Genomic DNA, 23,998 nt, shown 5'->3' on the forward strand with positions numbered 1-23,998 from the left:
ATTGGTAACGGTATTGGCTCTTTATCCTTAGCTGATGGATCTGTCGAGATGAGTGTAACCACCATCTACGTATACGATTTGTCCGGTTGTATGAGAAGAACGTGGTGACAGCAGGAATACGGTGCTGTTGGCAATTTCTGTTGACGTGGTCATTCTTTTTTCGAATGGAATGTTAGCGGTGATAGCCGCCAGTTTTTCTTTTGGATTGGGTAACGAATTAATCCAGGTTTCATACAGCGGCGTCCATACTTCAGCAGGAATAACCGTATTTACACGGATGGAGTAAGGCAGCAATTCCACCGCCCATTCGCGGGTGAGCGCATTGATAGCGCCTTTGGAGGCCGCATAACCACTGGTGTTACCCTGGCCGGTATCGGCTACTTTAGATCCGATGTTCACAATATTCCCTTTGGTGGCCTTCAGGTACGGCAGTGCAAAATGCGCCAGGTTGTAGTAGTGCGATAAGTTATTCTGCAGCGACTGCATAAACCGCTCCGGGCTGCCATTTTCCAGTCCTACGCCATCATTGGCGCCGGCATTGTTTACCAGGCCATCTATTTTACCATACTTTGCTATTGTTTCAGAGATCACTTTTTTACAATCTTCCACTTTACCCAGTTCTGCGGTAACGGCCATCGCTTTACCACCCACCGCGATAATTTCGTTCATTGTTTTTTCATTATCGGCAGTACTCCGGCCGGCAATCACAGCGATGCCGCCCTCAGCTGCTATCAGCTTTGCAATAGCTTCCCCGATTCCTTTTGCACCACCGGTAACGATAATCACTTTCTCCTGTAATCCTAAATCCATAGTATGTATGATATTATTTTTTATAGATGATAAAATGAGCGGGCATTCCCTCCCATTATCTGTTCTTGTTCACTTGTTGATAAGGTGCTGATGAAATCAGTAACGATGCCCTTCACTTCATGGTACCTGGCGGCTACGAGACATACGGGCCAGTCGGAACCATACACCAGCCTGTTGGTGCCAAAGGCATCGAGCGTTACTTCCAGGAACGGCCGGAAGTGTGCCGGTTCCCACTGCTGCCAGTCGGCTTCCGTAACCATGCCGCTCAGTTTGCAGTATACATTCGGCGACTGTGCAATGCGGCGCATATGTGCTGCCCATGCGTCCAGTTCACCGGCTTTGATATCGGGCTTGGCCAGGTGATCAATGATCAGCGGCTGCTCCGGGAACTGTTGTACAAATTCTTCTACCGCAGGTAACTGTTTCGGATATACGAGAATATCATAAGTGAATTGATGTTTCGCCAGCGCTTTGATACCGCGGCAGAAATGTTCACCGAGAATAAACCGGTTATCCGGTTCCCCCTGTACAATATGCCGGAAGCCTTTCAGCTTCGGATGCGTGGCATATTGCGCCAGTTGTTCATCGATATTTTCAGCGCGGAGGTCTGTCCAGCCCACCACACCTTTAATAAAATCATGCTTATCTGCCAGTGCCAGTAAAAAGGCGGTTTCATCTGCCGACTGATCTGCCTGTACCGCTACACAGCCGTGAACGCCGTTTTCGGCCAGCACCGGGGCCAGGTCTTCCGGGTAAAAATCACGACGGATTGCTTCCATCGATTCATCGATCCATGCGTCGCGGACTGGATCGTATTGCCAGAAATGCTGATGTGCGTCAATAACCATGTAAATATTTTTTGCATACCGGGCGCCGGAACTTCCGTTGCCCGGTATACTTTACAATGCAAAAATCTGGTCCATAATAATCCACTTCTCTCCTTCCTTTGCTACCGGCAATGCCTGCTGGTATTTCCACATAAGCTGTTCCCATACCTTTACGGCGGGGTTGGCAGCGTCCATCGCATCTTTACGTTCAAAGGAGAAAGTATCATCCACTTCCATGATCATAAACAGGCGGTTCCCGGCACGGTAAATATCCATTACGGTAATGCCTGCGTCTGTGATACTCTTCTTTATTTCAGCGGATACGTTGCGGTGATACCCCTCATATTCGCTGATCAACTGCGGATCATCTACCAGATCCAGCGCCAGACAATATCTTTTCATAATTACTATTTATACGCTACAGCAGTTTGTTTGGAAGTACCCAAACCATCAATGCCCAGTTCAATCACATCGCCTGCTTTGAGGAATACCTGCGGGTTCATGCCCAGGCCCACACCAGCCGGTGTACCGGTAGAAATCACATCTCCCGGAAGCAGGGTCATAAACTGGCTCAGGTAAGCCACTACATACGCTACATTGAATATGAAATTGGAGGTATTGCCATCCTGCATTTTCTGACCGTTAACGGTGAGCCATAAACGAAGATTATTCACATCGGCAATTTCATCTTTGGTGGCCAGCCACGGACCTAACGGCGCGAATGTATCACAGCTCTTTCCTTTTACCCACTGTCCGCCTCTTTCAATCTGGAAAGCTCTTTCGCTGTAGTCGTTATGCAGGCAGTAACCGGCCACATAGTCCAAAGCGTCTTTTTCTTCCACATAACTGGCTTTTTTGCCAATCACCACTGCCAGTTCCACTTCCCAGTCGGTTTTCTGACTGTTGCGCGGAATTACCAGGTCGTCGTTTGGACCTACCAGTGCACTGGTACTTTTAAAGAACACGATAGGTTCTGCAGGAATGGCTGCATTGGTTTCCCGCGCGTGATCTGCGTAGTTAAGACCGATGCAGATAATTTTGGAAGGACGAAGGATAGGTGAGCCCAAACGTGTGCCGGCAGGTACCTGCGGACATTCCGCTGCATGCGTTCCATACCATTCGGATAAGCGCGCCAGCCCGTTGGTTTCAAAGAATTTCTCTCCAAAATCTTCACCAAATGCACTCACGTCAAACATTCCCGCTGCGGTTGCAACACCCGGTTTTTCTTCTCCCGGTAAACCAAACCTGATCAGTTTCATATCGATATTATTTATTTATTAGTCTTACTTAATTTCTTTCAGTGTTTTAATCTGTAACCTTCCGTTTTCCACATGCAGGTCAATCACCGGTTCTGCTTTACCATCTTTTACAAAAGAGAAATACACGTGGTCATCCTGTCCTGTTGGCTGGATCACGCCTTTACTGCCACTGGGCACAGGCATGTACATGCTTTTACGAAGACCTCCAAATTCCACATACAGCTCCAGGCTGTCGGGCGAAGCATCCGGCTTGATCTCTGCGATAAAATCTGCCAGGATATTACCCGACTGGATGCTCTTTTTATACTGCTGCAACAATTCACCTCCGGCGGATACCTTACCAAGACCCAGCGTACCTTCCATGTACGCCCAGATAGGCTCAGGCGGCGTGGCAGCCCATAATATTTTAACGTCTTTTTTACTGTCTACAAAAGCGTGGTAATAACGTGGCTGATGATTCGCTTTCATAACGCCGATATAACAGCTGTTGGGTTCATTCCACAACACTTTATAAAGGTCTGATTCCGGCACGCCTTTCAGGATCGCCTGTTCAAAAGTTTTTTCCTTTGTGCCTTCTTTCAGCTGAACTTTAATCGTGATCAGCGAAGTATCTTTTTCCTTATCAGAAAAAGTAACAGACACAGTGCCATCCGGTGTGGCCGGCTTTACCACCGATGCGGAATCCCCGGTGGCAGCGCCTTTGTTATTACCGGAATTACAGGCAGATAATACGGCTATTGCTATTGCCAGCCCTATTCGAAAATGTTGCATGATATAACTAAAAATTAATGAATGAATAACTTGAAAGATACGGGTAATCGTCCGCACTTTAAAACACGCATCACATTAATTATTAATTATTAAGTCTGATAAAACCGCCATCAATCGGGTAGTCGGTTCCGGTAATAAAGCCTGCTTCGTCGGAACACAGGAATAACGCCAGGTTGCCTACTTCCACCGGCTTGGCCATACGGCCGATCGGTTGGGTTTTACTCAGTTTCTCAAACATTTCCGCTTCCCTGCCCGGGTAGTTTTTGGCAATAAACCCATCTACAAACGGTGTGTGTACTCTTGCGGGCGACACACAGTTACAACGGATATTAGCGCCGAGGTAATCTTTCGCCACGGATAATGTCATGGTCAGTACCGCGCCTTTACTCATCGAGTAGGCCAGCCTGTCCGGTATACCTACACTGGAAGCGATGGATGCCACATTCAGGATCACACCGCCGCCCTGTGCTTTCATTTGTTTGATCACTGCATACATGCAGTTATAGGTGCCCTTTACATTTACCTGGTACACCTTGTCGAAGTCCTGTTCAGCCGTGTTTTCGAGGTTACCCACATGAGCAATGCCCGCGCAGTTCACCAGGATGTCCAGCTTACCGGCCGTTTGCACAATACCATCCATTACAGCGATCACCGCTGCCTGGTCGGCTACGTTGCACGCATGCACAGTTGCCTGGCCACCTGCTGCCCTGATTTCCTCTGCCGTGGTTTTACCGCCTTCCTCATTCAGCTCCAGGATATGCACCTGTGCGCCCTGTGCCCCGAATGTTTGCGCTATTGCCTGTCCTATACCGCTACCACCACCTGTGATAACTGCCACTTTATTATCTAATCTGAACAGTTCCATCGTTTAAAAATTTAAGGGTTCTAAAATACCTATTAATATAAGGTGATTGCAATTGTATTTTCACTGTATTTCATACTTTCTTGCCTAATTTTCGCAAAATTCAATAATCAGGTCCAAATACGGGGCTTTTTCTGCAATTTTAAGCACATGAAAATAATACTGTTATCAGCGCTCCTGTGGACCATTTCCGGTCAGCTATCCGCCCAGAAAATACCGGTTAACAAATACGGCCTCGCAGTATTGAGTACCCGGCAGCAATATGACCAACTGGTAAAGGCCGACAGCAACCAGCTGCTCGTTGACCTGGAAAAGTATATACCGGGTATTAAAAAAGATGTGCGTTACGCCACCACCAATAACTTCACCAAACAACAACTCTATACCCGCACGGATATTTATCTCCGGCTGCCGGCAGCGAAAGCCCTCAAAGCCGTGCAGGAAGCCCTGCGCAAAAAAGGATACGGCCTGCTCATTTACGATGCCTACCGTCCTTATCATGTAACGGAAACGATGTTTAAAATAGTACCCAACGACCTCTATGCGGCAGATCCCCGCAAAGGATCGGGGCACAACCGCGGCGTGGCAATAGACCTCAGTATGGTAAACCTGAAAACAAATAAGCCCGTGGCAATGCCTACGGACTTTGATGATTTTACCACAAAAGCGCATGAAAACTACACCCCGCCGGACCCGGCAATGGCAGCCAACCGCAAGTTGTTAAGAGATACCATGAAGCAACATGGCTTTAAAGGAAGTTCTACAGAATGGTGGCACTTCTATCTGCCGGATTATAAAAAATACCCGCTGATGGATATCTTCTTTTAAAATTATGGAATTGTTACGGTATCCACCCGGTTGGGAATCCCCTGCCACTTTAAATAGTAGGTGCCGTTATCAGCAGGTACAAAAGAATAAGTTTTGGTTTGTGTAGTGAATGCCTGGGTGCAAACAGTGCAGGTGTTGTACAGGTATTCCGCCTTTAGCAGTACAGTATCTTTGTCCCTTACCTCCACAATCTTGTTAATAGTGTAACAGGAATTAGGGAAAGTGCAGCTTACATCATAAAAAACACCATTCTGCCCCCTTGCATCGTTAGTGGATTTACCCATGTATTTCGCGCCGCCAATATCAGCCCATCCATACTGGGAGCAATTGTCCCCGTCTTTGGTGCAGCCGGCAAAAAATAAAATGGTCAGGAGTAGGGTAATTGTTCTCATCAGGGAAAATGTTTCACCTGTAGAACGAAGGGGCGGAGGAAAAGTTACAAAGCGAAGGGGAAGGGCTCCCCTTCGCTGTTATATTTAATATATCTTGTTCAACGCATCTACATAAGCATGCACAGAGGCATTTACGATATCGGTGGAGATACCGAAACCGTAGTACGACTGCCCGTTATGTTTTACGCGCATATTTACCTTACTCACGTCGTCGCTGCCGCCGCGCATGGATTGAATATTAAATTCATCCAGCTCAATATCATCTTTAATAATATCGTGGATAGCGTTGATGGTGGCATTAACGGGGCCATTACCGGCAGCACTGGCTTCTTTTTCTTCGCCATTGATACGCAGTTTAACGGTAGCCATCGGGCGGAGCGGATCGCCGCAAACCACCTGCAGTAAGGTTACTTTGATGGCATTGTCGCCATAGGTTTTGGCATCGCCGTCGCCCATCAGTTCCAGCAAATCGGCATCGTTGATTTCTTTTTTGGTATCCGCCATCAGCAGGAAGCGTTGGTACACTTCGTCGATGTTCACTCTTTCCAGGTTGTATCCCAGGCGCGACAGGTGATGCTTCAGGGCATGACGGCCGCTGCGGGCTGTGAGGATAATGGAGTTGGAGTTGATCCCTACATCTTCCGGGTTCAGGATTTCGTAGTTTTCGCGGTGTTTCAGTACGCCATCCTGGTGGATGCCGGAGCTGTGTGCAAATGCGTTGCGGCCTACAATAGCTTTGTTGGGCTGTACCGGCATATGCATCATGGTTTCCACGAGATTACTGATTTCGTAGATTCCTTTTGAGTTGATCTGGGTGTGATAGCCCAGCGCATGATGCGTTTTCAGGATCATGGCCACTTCTTCCAGCGAGGTGTTACCGGCGCGTTCACCGATACCATTGATGGTACATTCCACCTGGCGGGCGCCGTTGATAATACCTGCAATGGTATTGGCAGTAGCTAAACCGAGGTCGTTATGACAGTGAACGGAGATGATCGCTTTATCGATATTGGAAACGTGGTCTACGAGGTACTTGATTTTTGCGCCATACTGGTCGGGCAGGCAGTAACCGTTGGTATCGGGGATGTTCACGGTGGTAGCACCGGCTGCAATCACGGCTTCGATCATGCGGGCCAGGTATTCATTGTCTGCGCGGCCGGCATCTTCTGCATAAAATTCCACATCATCGGTAAACTTGCGGGCGTAGGATACAGCGGCTACTGCACGTTGTAAAATTTCGTCGCGGGTGCTGTTGAATTTATATTTGATGTGCATATCGGAAGAACCGATACCGGTATGGATACGCTTGCGTTTTGCGAAGCGCAGGGCATCCGCGGCAGCGTCGATATCTTTATTATTGGCACGGGTAAGTGCGCAGATCACGGGCTCTGTAACCGCTTTGGAAATTTCCACCACGCTCTGGAAGTCGCCCGGACTTGAAATCGGGAAACCTGCTTCGATGATATCTACGCCTAATGCTTCGAGTTTTTTAGCTACTTCAATTTTTTCAACGGTTGTCAGCTGACAGCCGGGGACCTGTTCTCCATCACGCAAGGTGGTATCAAAGACGTATACACGATTTTTATCCATGATAGTGTAATAATTTTATTGAATGATTAATTCAGATTCTCTAATACTTTGGCGCCCATAGCGTCGGTGCCCATAATGAAATCGTTCACGGTGTGTTTGTTGGCGATGTCCATTGTTCTGTAACCTTGTCTGAGGGTAGCCTCCACCGCTTTGATCACGCGCTGTGATTCTGTTTTCAGACCAAAGGAAATATCCAGCATGAGGGCAGCAGATAAGATAGAAGCCAGCGGGTTGGCAATACCTTTACCGGCAATATCATGTGCAGATCCGTGGATAGGCTCAAAGAAACCGGTGCTGTCGCCGATAGAGGCAGATGCCAGCATCCCCATAGAACCGGCGATCTGTGAAGCTTCATCCGTAAGGATATCGCCAAACAGGTTACCGGTAACTACTACATCAAAGCGTTTAGGATCTTTGATCAGCTGCATGGCCGCGTTGTCGATAAACATATGTTCTGTTTCCACATCAGGATATTCTTTGGCTACTTCCTGTACTACTTCTCTCCACAGACGGCTTGCTTCCAGTACGTTTGCTTTATCCACAGAGCATAGCTTTTTGCGGCGGGTGCGTGCTGCTTCATAGGCTTTACGGGCAATGCGCTCTACTTCATAACGGTGGTAGATCATCAGGTCAGACGCCGTATTACGGTCGGCAGTCCTGATCTTTTCACCGAAGTACACATCGCCGGTCAGCTCACGGAAAAAGAGAATATCTGAACCGCGTAAAATTTCCGGTTTAATGCTGGATGCTTCCAGCAGTTCATCAAATAACTTTATCGGGCGGAGGTTGGCATACAATCCCAGTTCTTTCCTGATCTTCAGCAAACCTTGTTCTGGTCTTACTTTCAGGGTAGGATCGTTATCGTATTTAGCATGACCGATAGCGCCGAACAGGATAGCATCGGAGTTCCTTGCCTTCTGCAGCGTTTCTTCAGGCAGCGGATCACCGGTAGCTTCAATGGCTACGTGGCCCATGATTCCTTCTTCGAAGGTAAAAGTGTGATGATAATTTTTGGCTATTGTTGTCAGCACTTTTTGTCCCCATGCGGTCACTTCCTGTCCGATCCCATCTCCGGGTATAACTAGTATTTTCTTCTCAACGCCCATATATGTGTGTAGCTTTTAGTATTTAGCTTTTTTGATGATTAGAAATTATATGTTCTTGTGGTTTCGTATTGTTCAATTTCTTTACGGAGGCTCAGCAGGTAATCGATATCATCATAGCCGTTGAGCAGGCATGTTTTTTTGTACTGGTTGATATCGAAGTTTTCTTTTTCGCCGGTGCTCACAATTTTTATGAACTGGTTTTCCAGGTCTACTTCCAGTTGGGCTTTAGGATCGGCTTCTATGGCTTTAAAGATCCGGTCCAGAAAATCTTCCGATACCTGGATGGGTAAAATGAAGGTGTTGAGGGCGTTATTCTTAAAGATGTCCGCGAAGAAGCTGCTCACCACTACTTTAAACCCGGCGTCTGCAATAGCCCAGGCAGCGTGTTCACGGGAGGAGCCGCAACCAAAGTTTTTGCCGCCTACCAGGATCTGGCCACTGTAGATGGGATTGTTCATCACAAAATCCGCCTTGGGTGTATTATCTGCTTCATAGCGCCAGTCGCGGAACAGGTTTTCGCCAAAACCTTCCCGGGTGGTAGCTTTCAGAAAGCGTGCCGGGATGATCTGGTCTGTATCTATATTTTCGATGGGTACAGGTACCGCAGATGAAACGAGGTGTTGAAATATTTTACTCATAGTGATTTTACAGTTTAAATTTTTGTGGCGGCCACTCTCAGGCGCACATAATCCGCATACAATTCGCCGTTCTTCATCAGGTGTGGCGCCAGTTCATGTTGCACCTGCTGCAGGATAGCGCCTTTGTCCTGTTCCGGTACACCGGCAAAAAAATGAGCGCCAAACATCTCCAGCCAGTCGCTGATACCCGTTTCCGGGTCCACCAGTTTGGAAGGGCGGTCAAAAAAATGCACCCTGTCTATTTTAAAGCCTTCCTTTTCCAGCAGGGTAGTATATTCTGCGGGAGAAGGGAAATACCAGAATGGTTCGTAGGTATAACCCCGCTGCTGCATGGCTTTTTCCAGGTAAGTAAGGATTTGCTGCACATTGCCTTTGCCACCCATTTCTATCACCAGTCTGCCGCCTTTCTTCAGCTGTGCATACATCCGGCTGATGGCCTTTTCCTTTTCACGCACCCAGTGGAGGGTAGCGTTGGAAAAGATACCATCGAACTGCTGCGGCAGCAAAAAGGTAGTTGCGTCGCCTACTTCAAAAGAGATGCCAGGGAAATGTTCGCGGGCGCTGGTTATCATGGCAGCGGAAGCATCTATCCCGGTTACGGTGGCGCCTTTTTGCGCCAGCTGCGCGGTGAGTTCACCGGTGCCGCAGCCCAGGTCCAGGATACTTTCCCCTGATTGTGGTTGCAGCCAGTCGATCAGGCTGTTGCCATATTCAAACACGAAGGCGTGTTTTTCTTTGTATAAGTCAGCGTTCCATTGATCCATTGCTTTCGGCTTTAACTGGTTCTTCTTGTTAACTATTGTCCTAACAATTCCCTTACATCTGTAACCTTGCCCGTAATGGCTGCTGCCGCCGCAGTGAGCGGGCTGGCCAGGAACGTGCGGGCGTTGGGACCCTGACGGCCTTCAAAGTTACGGTTGGAGGTAGAAATGCAGTACATACCGGCAGGCACTTTGTCTTCGTTCATGGCCAGGCAGGCGGAGCAACCTGGTTCACGCAGCTGGAAACCGGCTTCGGCAAATATTTTGTCGATGCCTTCTTCCATTGCCTGGGCTTCTACCTGTTTGGAGCCCGGAACGATCCATACCACTACGTCATCTGCTTTATGTTTGCCTTTCACAAAATCTGCTACAAGGCGTAAATCTTCAATACGGGAGTTGGTGCAGCTGCCAATGAATACATAATCCACTTTTTTGCCCAGCAGTTCAGCGCCGGGTTGCAGGTCCATATACTCAAGCGATTTTTTGAAAGAAGGCCTTTCTTTCTCGTCGAGCTGCTCCAGTGAAGGGATGTGGCGGGTAACGCCCATGCCCATACCGGGGTTGGTACCATAAGTGATCTGTGGTTCTATATCGGCGGCATCAAAGGTGAGCACCTGGTCAAATTCGGCGTCGCTGTCGGAGTACAGGGTTTTCCAGTATTCCAGGGATTTATCCCAGTCGGCTCCTTTAGGGGCGAACTCGCGGCCTTTGATATAATCGAACGTGATCTCGTCGGGGGCGATCAATCCTCCGCGGGCGCCCATTTCGATGCTCATGTTACAGATGGTCATGCGGGCCTCCATACTGAGGCTCCGGATGGCTTCTCCTGCATATTCCACAAAGTAACCGGTAGCGCCGGAAGCGGATATTTTAGAGATGATATAAAGAATGATGTCTTTAGAAAGTACGCCCTTGCCCAGTTGTCCGTTCACTTCAATCTTCATCCGCTTGGGCTTGTATTGCAGAATGCACTGGGTAGCCAGTACCTGTTCCACTTCGGAGGTACCGATACCAAAGGCAACGGCGCCAAAAGCCCCGTGGGTGCTGGTGTGGCTGTCGCCGCACACGATGGTCATACCCGGCAGGGTGATGCCCAGCTCCGGTCCTATCACATGCACAATGCCCTGGAACCGGTGGCCCAGGCCATAAAGCTCTACGCCGAATTCAGTAGTATTCTTCGTCAGCATCTCCACCTGGCGGCGGCTCAACGCTTCCTTGATAGGCTGATCCTGGTGTAAGGTAGGTACGTTGTGATCGGCGGTAGCCCTGGTTTTAGCCGGACGGAATACGGGGATGCCACGCTTGCGGAGTCCGTCAAATGCCTGGGGACTCGTCACCTCGTGAATAAAGTGCGTGTTGATGTACACTGCATCGGGATGCCCCGGCTTGCTCACCACTATATGGCCATCCCAGATTTTATCAAATAACGTTTTTCCCATCCTTTTGCTTCCTTTTATAATTGTTTATACCTTCAAATCTAATGGTCCTTAATTAATTGCCATATCGCTAAATTTGCTTTAATTACAACCTTTAAACACCTCTGATATACATTAACATACTGTTTATCAATAATTTACAAGATTTTAATAACGATGCCCAACAGTCAAACTGATGCTTTATTCATATTAATAAAAACCTTAACAAAAGCAGAAAAACGCAATTTTCAGCTGGCGTTCAACAAAAACAACACCAAGGAAGACGTACTCTTTATCCAATTATTCACCACGCTGGACAAAATGAAAGAGTACGATGAAGAGCAGATACTGAAGAAAATAACGGATATCAAAAAGCAGCAGCTGTCGAATGTAAAAGCACACCTTTACAAGCACCTGTTATCCAGTTTGCGGCAGTTATATAAACAAAAGGACCCCCTGATCGACCTGCGCGAGCAGCTGGATCATGCGCGGGTACTGTATAATAAAGGGTTGTACAACCAGAGCCTGAAGATCCTGGCCAAAGCCAAAACGATGGCGCTGGAGCAGGAAGAGGTGATGCTTACCTACGAAATTGTGGAGTTTGAAAAGCTGATTGAATCACGGCATATCACGCGGAGCCTGGAGAACCGGGCAGAAGTGCTGAGCGCCGAGTCCAGGCAGATAGAGCAGCAGCTCACCAATATCAGCCGCCTGTCTACCCTTTCCCTGCGGATGTATGGCCTGTATCTCAAACTGGGCCACGCCCGCAACGAGCGGGACGCCGAAATGGTAAAGTCCTTTTTTGAAAGCCAGCTGCCGTCTTTACAACATGCGCACATGAGCTTTTATGAAAAGGTGTACATGTACCAGGCATCGAGCTGGTACTACTATATTTTGCAGGACTTTGTCATGTATTACCGCTATACCCAGAAGTGGGTGGACCTGTTCCGCAAATACCCCTCCCTGCAGCAAACGGATATGGACCTGTATATTAAAGCGCAGCATAATTTACTGACCGCGCATTTTTATACCTCCAACTTTGAAAAGTTCAAGACCGCCCTGCAGGACCTGGAAGAATTTATCCGGGACAACCAGGATAATTTTCACGAAAACACCCGCACCTCTGCTTTTGTATACCTGTATACTGCCAAAATAAACCGCTACTTCCTGGAAGGTACGTTCAGCCAGGGTTTGGCGATGGTGCCGGAACTCGAAACAGAGATCAGCAGGCATACCCTGAAAATAGACCAGCACCGAGTGCTGGTATTTTACTATAAGATTGCCTGCTTATACTTTGGTAGCGGTGATAACAACAAAGCCATTGTTTATCTTAATAAAATTATCAATTTAAAAATTGGTAACCTCCGGGCAGATATCCAGTGTTTTGCGCGAATCCTGCACCTCATTGCACATTACGAACTGGAGAATTACAGCCTGGTGGAATACCTGATCAAATCTGTTTACCATTTCATCTCAAAACACAAGGATCTTGGTTTGGTGATGGAAGAAATTATGAAATTCCTCCGCCGTTATATTTACGCCAATCCCAAAGCATTACGCAATGCTTTCGTGGACCTGAAAGACCGGCTGGAGCAGATTTCGGAAGATCCGTATGAACGCCGTTCCTTTCTTTACCTGGATATTATTTCCTGGCTGGAAAGTAAAATCGAGAGCATACCGGTGCAGGAAGTTATTCACCGGAAATTTGTGAACAAAGAAAAACGCATTTAAATAAATATACGAGCATATGTCTGCTGAAAAACACTATCATTTCGTTGCCATTTCCGGCAGTTTACGGAAAGGCTCCTACAACACAATGGCGCTGAAAGCACTGCAAAAACTATGTCCTTCAAACATCACAGTAGAGCAGGTATTTTTTGATACAATCCCGATGTACAATGCGGACCTGCATACCGAGCAGTTACCGGAAGAAGTAGTGCCGCTGGTACATAAGATTAAGGAATCGGATGGGGTGATCATTGTTTCACCGGAATACAACTACTCTATTCCCGGCGCCCTGAAAAACGCGATAGACGTGGTTTCCAGGCACCCCGACAAACCCTTCAACGAAAAGGCCGTAGCTATTATGGGTGCATCGCAGGGGCAGATCGGCACCGCCAGGATGCAGTATCATTTACGGCAGGTAATGGTATTCCTGAATGCATTTGTGATCAACAAACCGGAGATCATGATCGGCAACGCCCAGCATAAATTTGATACTGATGGCAACCTGACAGATGAACTGGCCATTAAACAGATACCACAGCTGTTGCTTTCACTGGCGCGGCTGAGCGACAAAATGGGTCATGAACCTGTTTCTATGTAAGGTTCGTAGGTACGATATTTTGTAAAGAAGATGATGGCCGATGCTGTCTGTAACAACAGTACAGCCGGCCATTCATAATGTCCGAGTATCATGAACAGCACAATGAAAGAAGTAAGCATGGTATAACGTACATGCACCTCCGGATTCATTTTCGGGAAAAACAATAGGGTACGGAACAGGATCATTAATGATAATGCCGTGCAGAAAACGGTTATCAGTCCCCACGGTGTTGTTTTCGTATATGCATTAGCGGTAATGATGATCATCTCCGGTAAAAAAGTAATCACATACACTCCCACCAGCCGCATATAGTGGGTGAATAAACTAACAGGAAGATTTTCCATGAAATTGAGGTACGTATCATCAAACGCGCGATGATGCACCATCAGCTGCATATGCGACAGTACGCTGATCATAACGCCCAGCTGCAATCCGCGGAGATCAAAATAATCCCCTCTTGCCATAATAAGGAATGTAAGCCACAACACCCCTGCGGAAAACAGTTTCGTGCTCACAATACGACGGGGAAAATTGGTAAACAGTTCATACAGGAAAAACAGTACCGGCGGCTTCGTAAAGTGGCGGTTAATCCAGCGTTGCAGGTGGCCGGTAAAAAAGATCACATCGGGTTGCTCCAGCTTTCTTTCATATAACGCCAACGGCCATATGCAATTGGCAATATTAACAACGGCGATGATCACTGCCTGTGGATAATATCCCTGTTGAACAGCAATAACAAGTGCAATCGCCACATACACCAGTACCGGCATATAAATGGCGGTATGAAGCCGCAGCCAGATGATGCGGCGGGCCGGTTTGGCGATGCTGCCCATGGTAGGATACAGGAAATCATATCCCTGCAGCTGAAAGGTTTTCAGCATAAAGCCCACGCATTTGAGTGCGTAGGAAGTCCACAGCAGGAGCACCAGGACCAGGAACGTATAATTGCCCAGGAACCCGAGCATCAATCCTTTATGATAAGCGAGCAGGTTGGCGCCATTTACCACACCGAACAGCAGGTAAAACAGTACCAGGAAAAAGCCCGTATTCTGAATATAGAACCGTTGTGTGAATATCTTACTGAGTATCGCTGAGGTGGTACGCATGTTAGCTGAGCGTAATGTTTTTATGAGCTACTTTCAGTGTGCCCGTTACCGTTAATTCTTCCTCATCCAGTGGCTGGTGGGAAGTAATACAAAAAGAAACGCCTTTGGCGCTGTATTCACGGATCAGGTCGTACAAAACGGCCAGTGCGCGGGTGTCTATGGTAATCAGGGGTTCGTCCAGCAGGATGAGGGCCGGAGTGCCGGTGAAGGCCAGCAGCAGGGATAACTTCTTCAGCATGCCGCTCGAATAGCTGCTTACCGGGTTATTCACAAAGATATGTACCCCCAGCTTTTCGCTGATGGCCCGGATCTCTTCCGGGTTCCCTCCTTTTGTGTTGAGGTAAAGCTCCAGTAAGTCGCGGCCGGTGAGGAAAGAGGGATAAAGGGGTTCCGCTTCTGCGTAGTTGATCAGGCGGCGGAACTGTACCGGGTGTTCCCGGCTGCTCACCTTTCCCTGCAGCAATATTTCCCCTTTGAAAGGGATTAAGCCCGCCATTACCTTCATGCAGGTGGTTTTGCCGGCGCCGTTCTCCCCCTGCAGCCAGTAAATGCCGGCAGGCAGCTCCAGTCGGGCAATATCCAGGATGGGTACATCCTGGTAGTTCTTCTTGACAGCATGAAGGGCAATAACCGGGTCGGGCATATGAAAAAGCTTAAAACTGTAAATATGAAAAATTCTCGCATATATATCTAAAGAAGGTTATCTTTTTAACAAAAATTTTCCGGGTACATTTTTATACTGACCATCATACATTTAGCCGTAGCAGTTAAAAAATTATCATATAAGCCAGATTTTCGCGTTCTCCTTTTCACATGCTAATCATATTACATATGCACAAGGTGCAAAACCCGTGAAACACGCATTGCCACTATACTCCCATTAAAGTTGTATATCTTTTCCACACCTGTTGAAAACTATATCGGGCATGCCTTACCCGGATGCTTACATTTGTAATCCTGAGCGTATGGATTTTTAGGAAACAGAAACATGGAAATGGGATTTGTGGGCAAGAGAAGTGAGATTTCGGTATGCTGACCCCAAAAGAAAAACCAAAAACCTTCGACAGTACCCATAAAATAATTAAAGATGAGTAACGAGAATGAAATTCTTTTAAAAGAGAACAAGGACCGTTTTGTGCTATTGCCGATCAAATACCCGAAAATCTGGGAGCAATACAAAAAGCATGAAGCCAGTTTCTGGACAGCAGAAGAAATAGATTTAAGCAGTGATCTTAAGGATTGGGCAGGACTGAATGATGGAGAACGTCATTTTATTTCTCACGTACTGGCATTCTTCGCCGCCAGCGACGGGATCGTTAATGAGAACCTGGCAGTAAACTTTATGAGTGAAGTACAGATCCCGGAAGCCCGGTGTTTTTACGGCTTCCAGATCATGATGGAAAACATCCACTCTGAAACATATGCATTGCTGATTGATACTTATGTAAAAGATGCAGCAGAAAAAGATCGTTTGTTCCACGCTATCGACACCGTACCTGCGGTAAAGAAAAAAGCAGAATGGGCATTGCGCTGGATTGAGAACGGCAACTTCGCAGAACGCCTGGTGGCATTTGCCGCCGTGGAAGGTATTTTCTTCAGCGGTAGCTTCTGCTCTATCTTCTGGTTAAAGAAAAGAGGACTGATGCCGGGATTAACCTTCTCCAATGAGCTGATCAGCCGGGATGAAGGACTGCACTGCGAATTCGCGTGCCTGCTTTACAGCATGCTGGAAAACAAACTGAGTGAAGAACAGGTACACAACATCATCCGTGATGCCGTGAGCTATGAAAAAGAATTTATCACAGAAGCCCTGCCGGTTGGACTGATTGGCATGAACGCCGAACTGATGTCGCAATACATTGAATTTGTGGCAGACAGATGGATCGGTGAACTGGGCTATACCAAGATATTTAATGCGTCTAATCCGTTTGACTTCATGGAAATGATTTCCTTGCAGGGTAAGACCAACTTCTTTGAAAAACGTGTGGGAGATTACCAGAAATCCGGCGTAATGGGTGGTACAAAAGAATCACAGACATTCAGCCTGGAAGAAGATTTTTAAAACATTTTGAATTACTAACCTCTTAAATTCGCAAACCCATGTTCGTAATCAAAAGAGATGGAAGGAAAGAAGCAGTGAAGTTCGATAAAATCACTGCGCGTATTGAAAAACTATGCTATGGTTTCAATACAGAATATGTAGATGCCATAGACGTAGCGAAAAAAGTGATACAAGGTTTGTACGATGGTGTAACCACCAGCGAACTCGACAACCTGGCTGCCGAAACGGCCGCCTCCCTTACTACGAAACACCCGGATTATGCCCTGCTGGCTTCCCGCATAGCAGTAAGTAACCTGCATAAGAATACTATCAAGTCGTTTTCCAAAACGATGAAGAAGCTGTATGATTATATTGATCCCAAAACCGGCAAAAATGCAGCACTGCTGTCTGACGACGTTTGGGAAATCATCAGGAAGAATGCAGAGATCCTGGATTCCAGCATCATCTACGACCGCGACTTTGCTTTTGACTACTTCGGTTTCAAAACACTGGAACGTTCTTACCTGCTGAAAACAGACGGTAAAGTACAGGAACGCCCGCAGCATATGCTGATGCGCGTATCTGTTGGCATTCACAAAGAAGATATTGAGTCTGCCATCAAAACATACAACCTGATGAGTGAGCGCTGGTTTACACATGCCACGCCTACCCTGTTCAACGCAGGCACTCCAAAACCGCAGATGTCTTCCTGCTTCCTGCTCACTATGCAGGACGACAGCATCGAAGGTATTTACGATACCCTGAAACAAACGGCTAAAATTTCACAGAGCGCCGGCGGTATCGGTTTAAGCATTCATAATATCCGCGCTACAGGATCTTACATCAGCGGTACCAACGGTACTTCTAATGGTATCATCCCTATGCTGCGCGTATTCAACGATACTGCACGTTACGTGGATCAGGGCGGTGGCAAACGCAAAGGCGCTTTCGCTATCTACCTGGAACCATGGCATGCCGACATCTACGAATTCCTGGATCTGCGCAAGAACCACGGTAAAGAAGAAATGCGCGCCCGCGACCTCTTCTACGCCCTCTGGATGCCAGACCTGTTCATGAAACGTGTAGAATCCAATGGCGACTGGTCATTGTTCTGCCCGCACGAAGCGCCAGGACTGCACGAATGCTGGGGCGATGAGTTTGAAGCCCTGTACGCACAATACGAACAGGAAGGACGCGCCCGTAAAACAGTAAAGGCTCAGGATCTCTGGTTTGCCATCCTCGATGCGCAAATCGAAACCGGTAACCCTTACCTGCTGTATAAAGATGCAGCCAACCGCAAATCCAACCAGCAGAACCTGGGTACCATCAAGAGTTCCAACCTGTGCACTGAAATCATCGAGTATACCGATTCAGATGAAGTGGCCGTTTGTAACCTGGCGTCCCTGGCACTGCCACGCTTCGTAATTGATGGTAAATTTGATCACCAGAAATTATACGAAGTAACCTACCAGGCTACCCTGAACCTCAACAAAATCATCGACAACAACTACTACCCTATCGAAGAGGCCAGACGCAGTAACATGCGCCACCGCCCTGTAGGACTGGGTGTACAAGGTCTTGCTGATGCGTTCATCCTGATGCGCTATCCGTTTGAAAGCGATGAAGCTAAAAAACTGAACAGCGAAATATTTGAAACCATCTACTTCGCAGGTTTAAGCGCTTCCAACGATCTCGCAAAAGTAGACGGCGCCTACGAAACCTTCAAAGGCTCCCCTGCTTCCAAAGGTATCCTCCAGTTTGATATGTGGGATGTGAAACCTTCCGCACGCTGGGATTGGGAAACCCTGAAAAAATCAATTGTGAAAGACGGTATCCGCAACTCACTGCTGCTGGCGCCAATGCCTACCGCTTCCACTTCACAGATCCTCGGCAACAACGAGTGCTTTGAACCATACACTTCCAACATCTACACCCGTCGTGTACTGAGTGGCGAGTTTGTAGTGGTAAACAAACACCTGCTGAAAGACCTGGTAGAACTGGGACTGTGGGATAATGACATGAAAACAAAGATTATTTCACACAATGGCTCTATCCAGAACATTGCTGAAATACCTGCAAATATTAAAGAACTGTACAAAACAGTTTGGGAAATCAAACAACGTAACCTCATTGATATGGCGGCTGACCGCGGAGCTTTCATCTGCCAGTCACAATCACTGAACCTGTTCGTTGATACTCCTACTACCGGCAAACTTACCTCCATGCACTTCTACGCCTGGAAGAAAGGTCTGAAAACCGGTATGTACTACCTGCGTACTCAGGCAGCCACTCAGGCCGTTCAGTTTACAGTGGAAAAACAAGGCGGTCAGCAAATCCAGCCAATGGTTGCTACCGGTGGCAATGCAGAAGAAGAAATAGTAGTGGGTGCAGTTTGCACAATGGAAGAAGGTTGCGTTACCTGCAGTGCATAAGGGTTTATGTAAGTATAAATGCGAATCCCTGGCCAAATGGCCAGGGATTTTTTTTGTATTAATAACGTCTTCCCGGCTTCGTTGTACAAAACTCTTTCCGGGCAATCTGCTTAATAAACGTCTCCGGTGAAGTTCCCAGGTAATGCTGAAAATCCTTGATCAGATGACTCTGGTCGTGATACCCGAAATCATGGATCAGATCAAACCAGTCGATCGTATCCGCAGCATTATGCTCTATATTGTTAATCACCTGCTTGAAGCGCAGAAACCGCAGCATTTCTTTGGGAGAATAGCCTACATATTTTTTAAACCGCAGCTGCACGGTACGTTCAGACAGGTCTGCATCCGCCGCTATGGCTTTGGCCGGCTGGATAAACGGATCATTAAAATAATCAGCCCCGTTGAGCAGCGGCAATGCTCCTTCCTCTGCTGCATGTGTAGCCGTGGAGATATAATCCTTTAGCAGGTCTACCCTTTCTGCTGAAGAAGGTGTTCTTTTCAATACTTCCCACAAATCATCCAGCTGATGTAACTGTTCGGCATTAAGGGCATCTGCCGGTACCTGGAACAGCCGGTAAAAACCATCCAGGTTAAACACCACGGCCAACAGATCCGTTTCCGGCAGCAACTCGTAGTTCAACATCTTCCTTAACGGTCCTAAAACAGCCACTTTATCTATCTGCATACTGCCTAGCGGATCTGCGGCAAAAGAGAACCGCACAGGAGCACCAAAATTGAACAGCAGCATCATTTCATAATTGGGCGACAGGTGCGCAGTGGTGGCAACGAAATCCCCGCCGGATTGCATCACGTAAAAGTGCTTCACAATGTCCGACAATGGCGGCGAAACTTCGAAATGTGTACCTGCAAATGCCATATGAAACGTTTAATTTTCTTCTTCCAGATCTTCAGCTTTGAATCCCCATTCAGTCAATAGCGTCTGATACTGTTCTTCCGGCAATCCCTGTGTGTTGTAATGCCCTGCAATGGTTTTCTGGCGCATGGCCTCATAAATACTCACCGCGCAGGCTACCGAAATATTTAACGAACGGATAATACCCATCTGCGGAATAATAAAATTACCATCTGCCATTGCCCTGGCGGCATCGCTCACACCGTTCTGCTCATTACCAAATACCAATGCCACAGAGCCACTGAAGTCAATATCGTAAAGACTCACCGCATCCGCGGCCAGATGTGTGGTTAATATCTTATCATACTTACTGCGTAATGCGGCAAAGCAATCTGCTGCATTATCAAAATCATGTATTGTGAGCCATTGTTTGGCACTGCTGCTGCTTCTGTGGCCCCAGTTCTTTATCCGCGGCGCTTTTGATGTGATGATATAAATATCCTGTATCCCTACGGCATCGCATGTACGCATCACCGCCGACACATTATGAGGGTCCTGTACATCCTCCAGCACTACGGTTAAATTTGCCTGCCGCCTGCCCAGTACAGCTAATAATTTTTCTCTTCTTTCCGGTGTCATACGCTGAATATTAACGCAAAAATACGAAATAGTGCAGAGATGGTCCTGCACCCGCATTTCCTCGTTTACACATTATGCTTATCTTCACTCCCAAAATATAAAAAACCTATGCTCAAAAAGATCCTGAAAATTGTGGGTATCACAATGGTGGTCTTGATACTGGCCGCTATTGCCATCCCCTATTTCTTTAAAGACAAGATAATAGCGAAAGTAAAAACAGAGCTGAATAAACAGCTCAACGCCAAAGTGGATTTTAAAGATGTGGATATCAGCTTATTCCGCCACTTCCCACGGCTGGCTGTTGGCCTGGAAGACTTACAGGTGACCGGCACCGGTGAATTTGCCGCCGACACCCTTCTCGCTGTAAAACAGATAGATGTAGCCCTTAATCTCATGAGTGTGATAAAGGGAGATAAGATGGATATCTACAACATTGCACTCTTACAGCCACGCATACACGCTATTGTAAATAAAGACGGCGCTGTTAACTGGGATATCATGAAACCGGATACCGCTGCCGTAAATCCTGCCGACACCGGCAAAAGCAGCTTCGCGCTTAGTTTACAGCAATATAAAATTGAAGATGGCTGGGTGAGTTACGACGATCGCCAGGGCAACATGGAATTACTGGTTACTGGCCTGAACCACCAGGGTAAAGGCGATTTTACACAGGATCAGTTTCTCCTGCAAACCAGTACCACCGCCGGCGGCATTACCTTCCGCTATGGCCTCGTTCCTTACTTATCGCAGGTAAAAACCACGCTGGATGCAGGTATCCAGGTAGATAATAACACCAACACCTATACGTTTAAAGATGGTAAAGCATCGCTCAACAACCTGGAACTGGCGCTGCAAGGCTTCTTCAAACTGGTAAATGATTCTACCTATGGTATGGATATGAGCTTCAAAGCTCCTTCCACCAATTTTAAAGACCTGTTGTCTTTAATACCTGCGGTATATAAAACAGATTTTGACAAGATAAAAACCAGTGGTACCGCTGCTTTTGGCGGGTTCGTAAAAGGCAACTATTCACCTGTGCAAATGCCCGCATTTGGACTGGATCTCGCCGTAAAAGATGGCTTCTTCCAATATCCTGATCTTCCAAAACCGGTAAAAAATATCCAGATTGCCATGAAGATCAGCAACCCCGATGGCGTACCGGATCATACCGTGATAGACATGCCCACCGGCCACCTGGAAATGGATAACACACCGCTGGACCTGCGTATGCTCGTTAAAACACCGGTATCTGATTTATATGTAGATGCAGCCGCCAAAGGCAAACTGGATCTTTCTAAAATCACCCAGTTCGTAAAACTCGAAGCAGGCACCAATTTATCCGGGTTGCTGGATGCCGATATCAGCGCCAAAGGCAACATGAGCGCCATCGAAAAACAACAGTACGATCGCTTCTATGCCGCCGGCACACTGCAACTGAGCAATATGCTCTATAAAAGTAAAGATTATCCCGATGGTGTAAAAGTGAATAATCTCTTCTTACAGTTCAATCCCAAAAACGTAACGGTAAAAGACCTCAACGGACAATACCTGGGTACTAACTTTGAAGCTAACGGGGAAGTGAATAACCTGCTCGCCTATACGTTTAAAAACGAACCGCTGGACGGGCAAATGAATTTTAAAGCAGATGAAATAAACCTCGATAAATGGATGGGCACCACCAGTGCCACCTCTGCCGATCCGGCCACTGCCAAAAAAGATTCTGCCGCTGCTACACCGTTTGCAGTACCGGCCAACCTGAACTTAGGACTTCAGGCCAATGTGAATAAAATCCACTACGATAAAGCCGATCTTACCAATGTATCCGGCAAGCTGCTGGTGAAAGATGAAACAGTGACCATGCAACAGCTGAAAGCCAATGCCCTGCAGGGTACTATGGAAATCAACGGCAGCTACAGCACCAAAGCCAGCAAAATAAACCCGGATATCAACCTGGCCTATGATGTGCAAAACCTGGATGTGCAACAAACATTCAACACCTTCAACACGGTACAGAAATTAATGCCGATCGGTAAATTCCTTTCCGGTAAAATCACCTCGCAGTTAACCATGCACGGTAAACTGGGAAAAGATATGTCGCCCGACCTGAGTACACTTACCGGAGATGGCAACCTGCTGCTTGTACAAGGATTCCTGAAACAGTTTGCCCCGGTTGACCAGCTCGCCAACACCCTGAATGTAACACAGCTGAAAGATCTCTCGCTGCGTGACATCAAAAACTATTTCTCTTTTGAAAACGGACGCGTAAAAGTAAACCCGTTCAAAGTAACGGTGGCCGGTATACGAATGGATATTGCCGGTTCCCACGGCTTTGACCAGTCGCTCGATTACACGCTGCAACTGGCCCTGCCACGCAGCATGATGGGCGCCGCAGGCAACACGCTGGTGAACAACCTGGCATCGCAGGCACAAAGCAAAGGTATCCCCATTAACCTGGGCGACAGTGTTCACCTGCAGGTACTGATGGCCGGAAACATCCTCAAACCCAGCGTGAAAACAGACCTGCGTGAAACGGCCAACAACCTCAAATCACAGGCAACAGAACTGGTAAAGAACAAAATTGACACCGTAAAAAATACGGTAAAGGACAGTCTTAACCAGATCAAAAATACCGCTGTCAACTCCCTGAAAGATCAACTGAAAAATCAACTCAGCGGAAAGAAAGACTCAACCAAACCAGCCACCGGCAAACCACTGGACAATGTGGGTAAACAAGCCGGCGAATCCGTGAAGAATACCCTGAACGGATTGTTTGGAAAGAAGAAACCGGCAGCGGATACTACAAAGCATTAACTATATAGGGGGAAGGCGTTCCCTAAGCCTTCCCCCTATAAAATATACAGGAGTCCTTCTTTTTTCGTAACTTATGGTAACCAAACCCCCGGACCATGTGGTTACGCTTTCTACATTCCACTTATTGTAATGCGGCTATTTTTGCGGGCATCGTCTTCTATCTCATGGGTTATTTCATACACCGTTTCCCTCCCAAAAGCACCAAATCCTGGTATGGTTACCGCAGCGTATTGTCTACCAAAACTCCTGAAATGTGGCGTTCCGCCAATGAATATGCCGCTTATATTTCGCGGCGTGTAGGCGTGATACTGGTAGTTACCGGCGTTGCATGCGCACTCCTTTTTCAAAGCCAGTCCGATTGGTTCTGGTATATCACCGTGGGCGTCGTAGTAGCAGGTACCATGTACCTGGTGGGAGATACGGAGTGGGAATTAACCCGTCATTTCGATAAAGACGGTAAGCGGATCCTTCCGGAATAAAACAAAGAAGGCGCTGCTTGCGCAACGCCTCTTCGTGTATGTACAATTATAA

23 protein-coding genes are annotated in these 23,998 nt (G+C 47.3%); 7 read left to right on the forward strand and 16 right to left on the reverse strand.

Going from position 1 to position 23,998, the window contains the following annotated elements:
* Positions 1–27 precede the first annotated feature (27 nt).
* The 6 genes from V7S65_RS15370 to V7S65_RS15395 all read right to left on the reverse strand — a co-directional run bounded on the left by V7S65_RS15370 (position 28) and on the right by V7S65_RS15395 (position 4,532).
* Positions 28–810 (reverse strand): SDR family oxidoreductase, encoded by a 783-nt coding sequence (locus V7S65_RS15370; protein WP_079468946.1) that lies wholly within the window; start codon positions 808–810, stop codon positions 28–30.
* A gap of 20 nt (positions 811–830) precedes the next feature.
* Positions 831–1,658: an amidohydrolase family protein gene (locus V7S65_RS15375; RefSeq protein ID WP_336387187.1), complete on the reverse strand. Its 828-nt coding sequence runs from the start codon at positions 1,656–1,658 to the stop codon at positions 831–833.
* Between the two features lie 51 nt (positions 1,659–1,709).
* Positions 1,710–2,039 (reverse strand): L-rhamnose mutarotase, encoded by a 330-nt coding sequence (locus tag V7S65_RS15380; protein WP_079468948.1) that lies wholly within the window; start codon positions 2,037–2,039, stop codon positions 1,710–1,712.
* A 5-nt stretch (positions 2,040–2,044) separates the two neighbouring features.
* A complete protein-coding gene (locus V7S65_RS15385; protein ID WP_336387188.1) occupies positions 2,045–2,896 on the reverse strand; it encodes a fumarylacetoacetate hydrolase family protein in 852 nt (283 codons plus the stop codon).
* A 24-nt stretch (positions 2,897–2,920) separates the two neighbouring features.
* Entirely contained in the window at positions 2,921–3,667 is a 747-nt protein-coding gene (locus tag V7S65_RS15390) for a hypothetical protein (RefSeq protein ID WP_079468950.1), read from the reverse strand.
* An 82-nt stretch (positions 3,668–3,749) separates the two neighbouring features.
* Entirely contained in the window at positions 3,750–4,532 is a 783-nt protein-coding gene (locus tag V7S65_RS15395; protein WP_200817216.1) for an SDR family NAD(P)-dependent oxidoreductase, read from the reverse strand.
* A 147-nt stretch (positions 4,533–4,679) separates the two neighbouring features.
* On the opposite strand from V7S65_RS15395, the gene V7S65_RS15400 reads away from it, so the two are divergent.
* Positions 4,680–5,357 carry a M15 family metallopeptidase gene (locus tag V7S65_RS15400; RefSeq protein WP_111579475.1) on the forward strand — a complete coding sequence of 226 codons (678 nt, stop codon included), beginning with the start codon at positions 4,680–4,682 and terminating at the stop codon, positions 5,355–5,357.
* Positions 5,358–5,359: 2 nt separating this feature from the next.
* Here V7S65_RS15400 and V7S65_RS15405 read toward each other — a convergent pair whose 3' ends face one another.
* The 6 genes from V7S65_RS15405 to leuC all read right to left on the reverse strand — a co-directional run bounded on the left by V7S65_RS15405 (position 5,360) and on the right by leuC (position 11,283).
* Positions 5,360–5,749 carry a hypothetical protein gene (locus tag V7S65_RS15405; protein ID WP_336387189.1) on the reverse strand — a complete coding sequence of 130 codons (390 nt, stop codon included), beginning with the start codon at positions 5,747–5,749 and terminating at the stop codon, positions 5,360–5,362.
* A gap of 84 nt (positions 5,750–5,833) precedes the next feature.
* The gene (locus V7S65_RS15410; protein WP_079468953.1) at positions 5,834–7,339 is read right to left on the reverse strand and encodes a 2-isopropylmalate synthase; all 1,506 of its coding nucleotides are present in this window, start codon (positions 7,337–7,339) and stop codon (positions 5,834–5,836) included.
* A gap of 26 nt (positions 7,340–7,365) precedes the next feature.
* A complete protein-coding gene (leuB, locus tag V7S65_RS15415) occupies positions 7,366–8,445 on the reverse strand; it encodes a 3-isopropylmalate dehydrogenase (protein WP_079468954.1) in 1,080 nt (359 codons plus the stop codon).
* Between the two features lie 38 nt (positions 8,446–8,483).
* Positions 8,484–9,083, reverse strand: coding sequence for a 3-isopropylmalate dehydratase small subunit (gene leuD / locus V7S65_RS15420; RefSeq protein ID WP_079468955.1), 600 nt, complete (start codon positions 9,081–9,083; stop codon positions 8,484–8,486).
* Between the two features lie 14 nt (positions 9,084–9,097).
* Positions 9,098–9,847, reverse strand: coding sequence for a methyltransferase domain-containing protein (locus V7S65_RS15425; protein WP_336387190.1), 750 nt, complete (start codon positions 9,845–9,847; stop codon positions 9,098–9,100).
* Positions 9,848–9,879: 32 nt separating this feature from the next.
* Positions 9,880–11,283 (reverse strand): 3-isopropylmalate dehydratase large subunit, encoded by a 1,404-nt coding sequence (gene leuC / locus V7S65_RS15430; RefSeq protein WP_111579470.1) that lies wholly within the window; start codon positions 11,281–11,283, stop codon positions 9,880–9,882.
* Positions 11,284–11,436: 153 nt separating this feature from the next.
* On the opposite strand from leuC, the gene V7S65_RS15435 reads away from it, so the two are divergent.
* Entirely contained in the window at positions 11,437–12,990 is a 1,554-nt protein-coding gene (locus V7S65_RS15435) for a hypothetical protein (protein WP_336387191.1), read from the forward strand.
* Between the two features lie 16 nt (positions 12,991–13,006).
* Positions 13,007–13,585 (forward strand): NADPH-dependent FMN reductase, encoded by a 579-nt coding sequence (locus tag V7S65_RS15440; RefSeq protein WP_336387192.1) that lies wholly within the window; start codon positions 13,007–13,009, stop codon positions 13,583–13,585.
* Here V7S65_RS15440 and V7S65_RS15445 read toward each other — a convergent pair.
* Together V7S65_RS15445 and V7S65_RS15450 are read right to left on the reverse strand one after the other, a co-directional pair.
* The gene (locus V7S65_RS15445; RefSeq protein ID WP_079468960.1) at positions 13,564–14,691 is read right to left on the reverse strand and encodes a hypothetical protein; all 1,128 of its coding nucleotides are present in this window, start codon (positions 14,689–14,691) and stop codon (positions 13,564–13,566) included. The genes V7S65_RS15440 and V7S65_RS15445 overlap by 22 nt on opposite strands.
* A 1-nt stretch (position 14,692) precedes the next feature.
* On the reverse strand, positions 14,693–15,334 hold the full coding sequence (locus V7S65_RS15450; protein WP_079468961.1) for an ABC transporter ATP-binding protein: 642 nt from the start codon (positions 15,332–15,334) through the stop codon (positions 14,693–14,695).
* 444 nt (positions 15,335–15,778) lie between these two features.
* Here V7S65_RS15450 and V7S65_RS15455 point away from each other — a divergent pair, with 444 nt between their 5' ends.
* Positions 15,779–16,753, forward strand: a complete 975-nt coding sequence (locus V7S65_RS15455; protein WP_079468962.1) for a ribonucleoside-diphosphate reductase small subunit — start codon at positions 15,779–15,781, stop codon at positions 16,751–16,753.
* Between the two features lie 38 nt (positions 16,754–16,791).
* Entirely contained in the window at positions 16,792–19,164 is a 2,373-nt protein-coding gene (locus V7S65_RS15460) for a ribonucleoside-diphosphate reductase subunit alpha (RefSeq protein ID WP_336387193.1), read from the forward strand.
* A gap of 58 nt (positions 19,165–19,222) precedes the next feature.
* On the opposite strand, the gene V7S65_RS15465 is transcribed toward V7S65_RS15460, so the two are convergent.
* Both V7S65_RS15465 and V7S65_RS15470 read right to left on the reverse strand, forming a co-directional pair.
* Positions 19,223–20,041 carry an AraC family transcriptional regulator gene (locus V7S65_RS15465; protein ID WP_336387194.1) on the reverse strand — a complete coding sequence of 273 codons (819 nt, stop codon included), beginning with the start codon at positions 20,039–20,041 and terminating at the stop codon, positions 19,223–19,225.
* Positions 20,042–20,050: 9 nt separating this feature from the next.
* Complete coding sequence (locus tag V7S65_RS15470) at positions 20,051–20,656, reverse strand: TrmH family RNA methyltransferase (protein WP_079468965.1); 606 nt, start codon at positions 20,654–20,656, stop codon at positions 20,051–20,053.
* Positions 20,657–20,764: 108 nt separating this feature from the next.
* Here V7S65_RS15470 and V7S65_RS15475 point away from each other — a divergent pair, with 108 nt between their 5' ends.
* Both V7S65_RS15475 and V7S65_RS15480 read left to right on the forward strand, forming a co-directional pair.
* Positions 20,765–23,467 (forward strand): AsmA family protein, encoded by a 2,703-nt coding sequence (locus V7S65_RS15475; protein WP_336387195.1) that lies wholly within the window; start codon positions 20,765–20,767, stop codon positions 23,465–23,467.
* Positions 23,468–23,562: 95 nt separating this feature from the next.
* Positions 23,563–23,946 (forward strand): SdpI family protein, encoded by a 384-nt coding sequence (locus V7S65_RS15480; RefSeq protein ID WP_336387196.1) that lies wholly within the window; start codon positions 23,563–23,565, stop codon positions 23,944–23,946.
* Positions 23,947–23,998 lie beyond the last annotated feature (52 nt).

Source organism: Chitinophaga sp. CCNWYY40, assembly GCF_037483205.1.
GTDB lineage: Bacteria > Bacteroidota > Bacteroidia > Chitinophagales > Chitinophagaceae > Chitinophaga > Chitinophaga ginsengisegetis.

What these genes read in the sequence shown, in the direction of transcription:
- V7S65_RS15370 (WP_079468946.1), bottom strand. Translation starts at nt 810, where the DNA reads ATGGATTTAGGATTACAGGAGAAAGTGATTATCGTTACCGGTGGTGCA.
- V7S65_RS15375 (WP_336387187.1), bottom strand. Translation starts at nt 1,658, where the DNA reads ATGGTTATTGACGCACATCAGCATTTCTGGCAATACGATCCAGTCCGC.
- V7S65_RS15380 (WP_079468948.1), bottom strand. Translation starts at nt 2,039, where the DNA reads ATGAAAAGATATTGTCTGGCGCTGGATCTGGTAGATGATCCGCAGTTG.
- V7S65_RS15385 (WP_336387188.1), bottom strand. Translation starts at nt 2,896, where the DNA reads ATGAAACTGATCAGGTTTGGTTTACCGGGAGAAGAAAAACCGGGTGTT.
- V7S65_RS15390 (WP_079468950.1), bottom strand. Translation starts at nt 3,667, where the DNA reads ATGCAACATTTTCGAATAGGGCTGGCAATAGCAATAGCCGTATTATCT.
- V7S65_RS15395 (WP_200817216.1), bottom strand. Translation starts at nt 4,532, where the DNA reads ATGGAACTGTTCAGATTAGATAATAAAGTGGCAGTTATCACAGGTGGT.
- V7S65_RS15400 (WP_111579475.1), top strand. Translation starts at nt 4,680, where the DNA reads ATGAAAATAATACTGTTATCAGCGCTCCTGTGGACCATTTCCGGTCAG.
- V7S65_RS15405 (WP_336387189.1), bottom strand. Translation starts at nt 5,749, where the DNA reads ATGAGAACAATTACCCTACTCCTGACCATTTTATTTTTTGCCGGCTGC.
- V7S65_RS15410 (WP_079468953.1), bottom strand. Translation starts at nt 7,339, where the DNA reads ATGGATAAAAATCGTGTATACGTCTTTGATACCACCTTGCGTGATGGA.
- leuB (WP_079468954.1), bottom strand. Translation starts at nt 8,445, where the DNA reads ATGGGCGTTGAGAAGAAAATACTAGTTATACCCGGAGATGGGATCGGA.
- leuD (WP_079468955.1), bottom strand. Translation starts at nt 9,083, where the DNA reads ATGAGTAAAATATTTCAACACCTCGTTTCATCTGCGGTACCTGTACCC.
- V7S65_RS15425 (WP_336387190.1), bottom strand. Translation starts at nt 9,847, where the DNA reads ATGGATCAATGGAACGCTGACTTATACAAAGAAAAACACGCCTTCGTG.
- leuC (WP_111579470.1), bottom strand. Translation starts at nt 11,283, where the DNA reads ATGGGAAAAACGTTATTTGATAAAATCTGGGATGGCCATATAGTGGTG.
- V7S65_RS15435 (WP_336387191.1), top strand. Translation starts at nt 11,437, where the DNA reads ATGCCCAACAGTCAAACTGATGCTTTATTCATATTAATAAAAACCTTA.
- V7S65_RS15440 (WP_336387192.1), top strand. Translation starts at nt 13,007, where the DNA reads ATGTCTGCTGAAAAACACTATCATTTCGTTGCCATTTCCGGCAGTTTA.
- V7S65_RS15445 (WP_079468960.1), bottom strand. Translation starts at nt 14,691, where the DNA reads ATGCGTACCACCTCAGCGATACTCAGTAAGATATTCACACAACGGTTC.
- V7S65_RS15450 (WP_079468961.1), bottom strand. Translation starts at nt 15,334, where the DNA reads ATGCCCGACCCGGTTATTGCCCTTCATGCTGTCAAGAAGAACTACCAG.
- V7S65_RS15455 (WP_079468962.1), top strand. Translation starts at nt 15,779, where the DNA reads ATGAGTAACGAGAATGAAATTCTTTTAAAAGAGAACAAGGACCGTTTT.
- V7S65_RS15460 (WP_336387193.1), top strand. Translation starts at nt 16,792, where the DNA reads ATGTTCGTAATCAAAAGAGATGGAAGGAAAGAAGCAGTGAAGTTCGAT.
- V7S65_RS15465 (WP_336387194.1), bottom strand. Translation starts at nt 20,041, where the DNA reads ATGGCATTTGCAGGTACACATTTCGAAGTTTCGCCGCCATTGTCGGAC.
- V7S65_RS15470 (WP_079468965.1), bottom strand. Translation starts at nt 20,656, where the DNA reads ATGACACCGGAAAGAAGAGAAAAATTATTAGCTGTACTGGGCAGGCGG.
- V7S65_RS15475 (WP_336387195.1), top strand. Translation starts at nt 20,765, where the DNA reads ATGCTCAAAAAGATCCTGAAAATTGTGGGTATCACAATGGTGGTCTTG.
- V7S65_RS15480 (WP_336387196.1), top strand. Translation starts at nt 23,563, where the DNA reads ATGTGGTTACGCTTTCTACATTCCACTTATTGTAATGCGGCTATTTTT.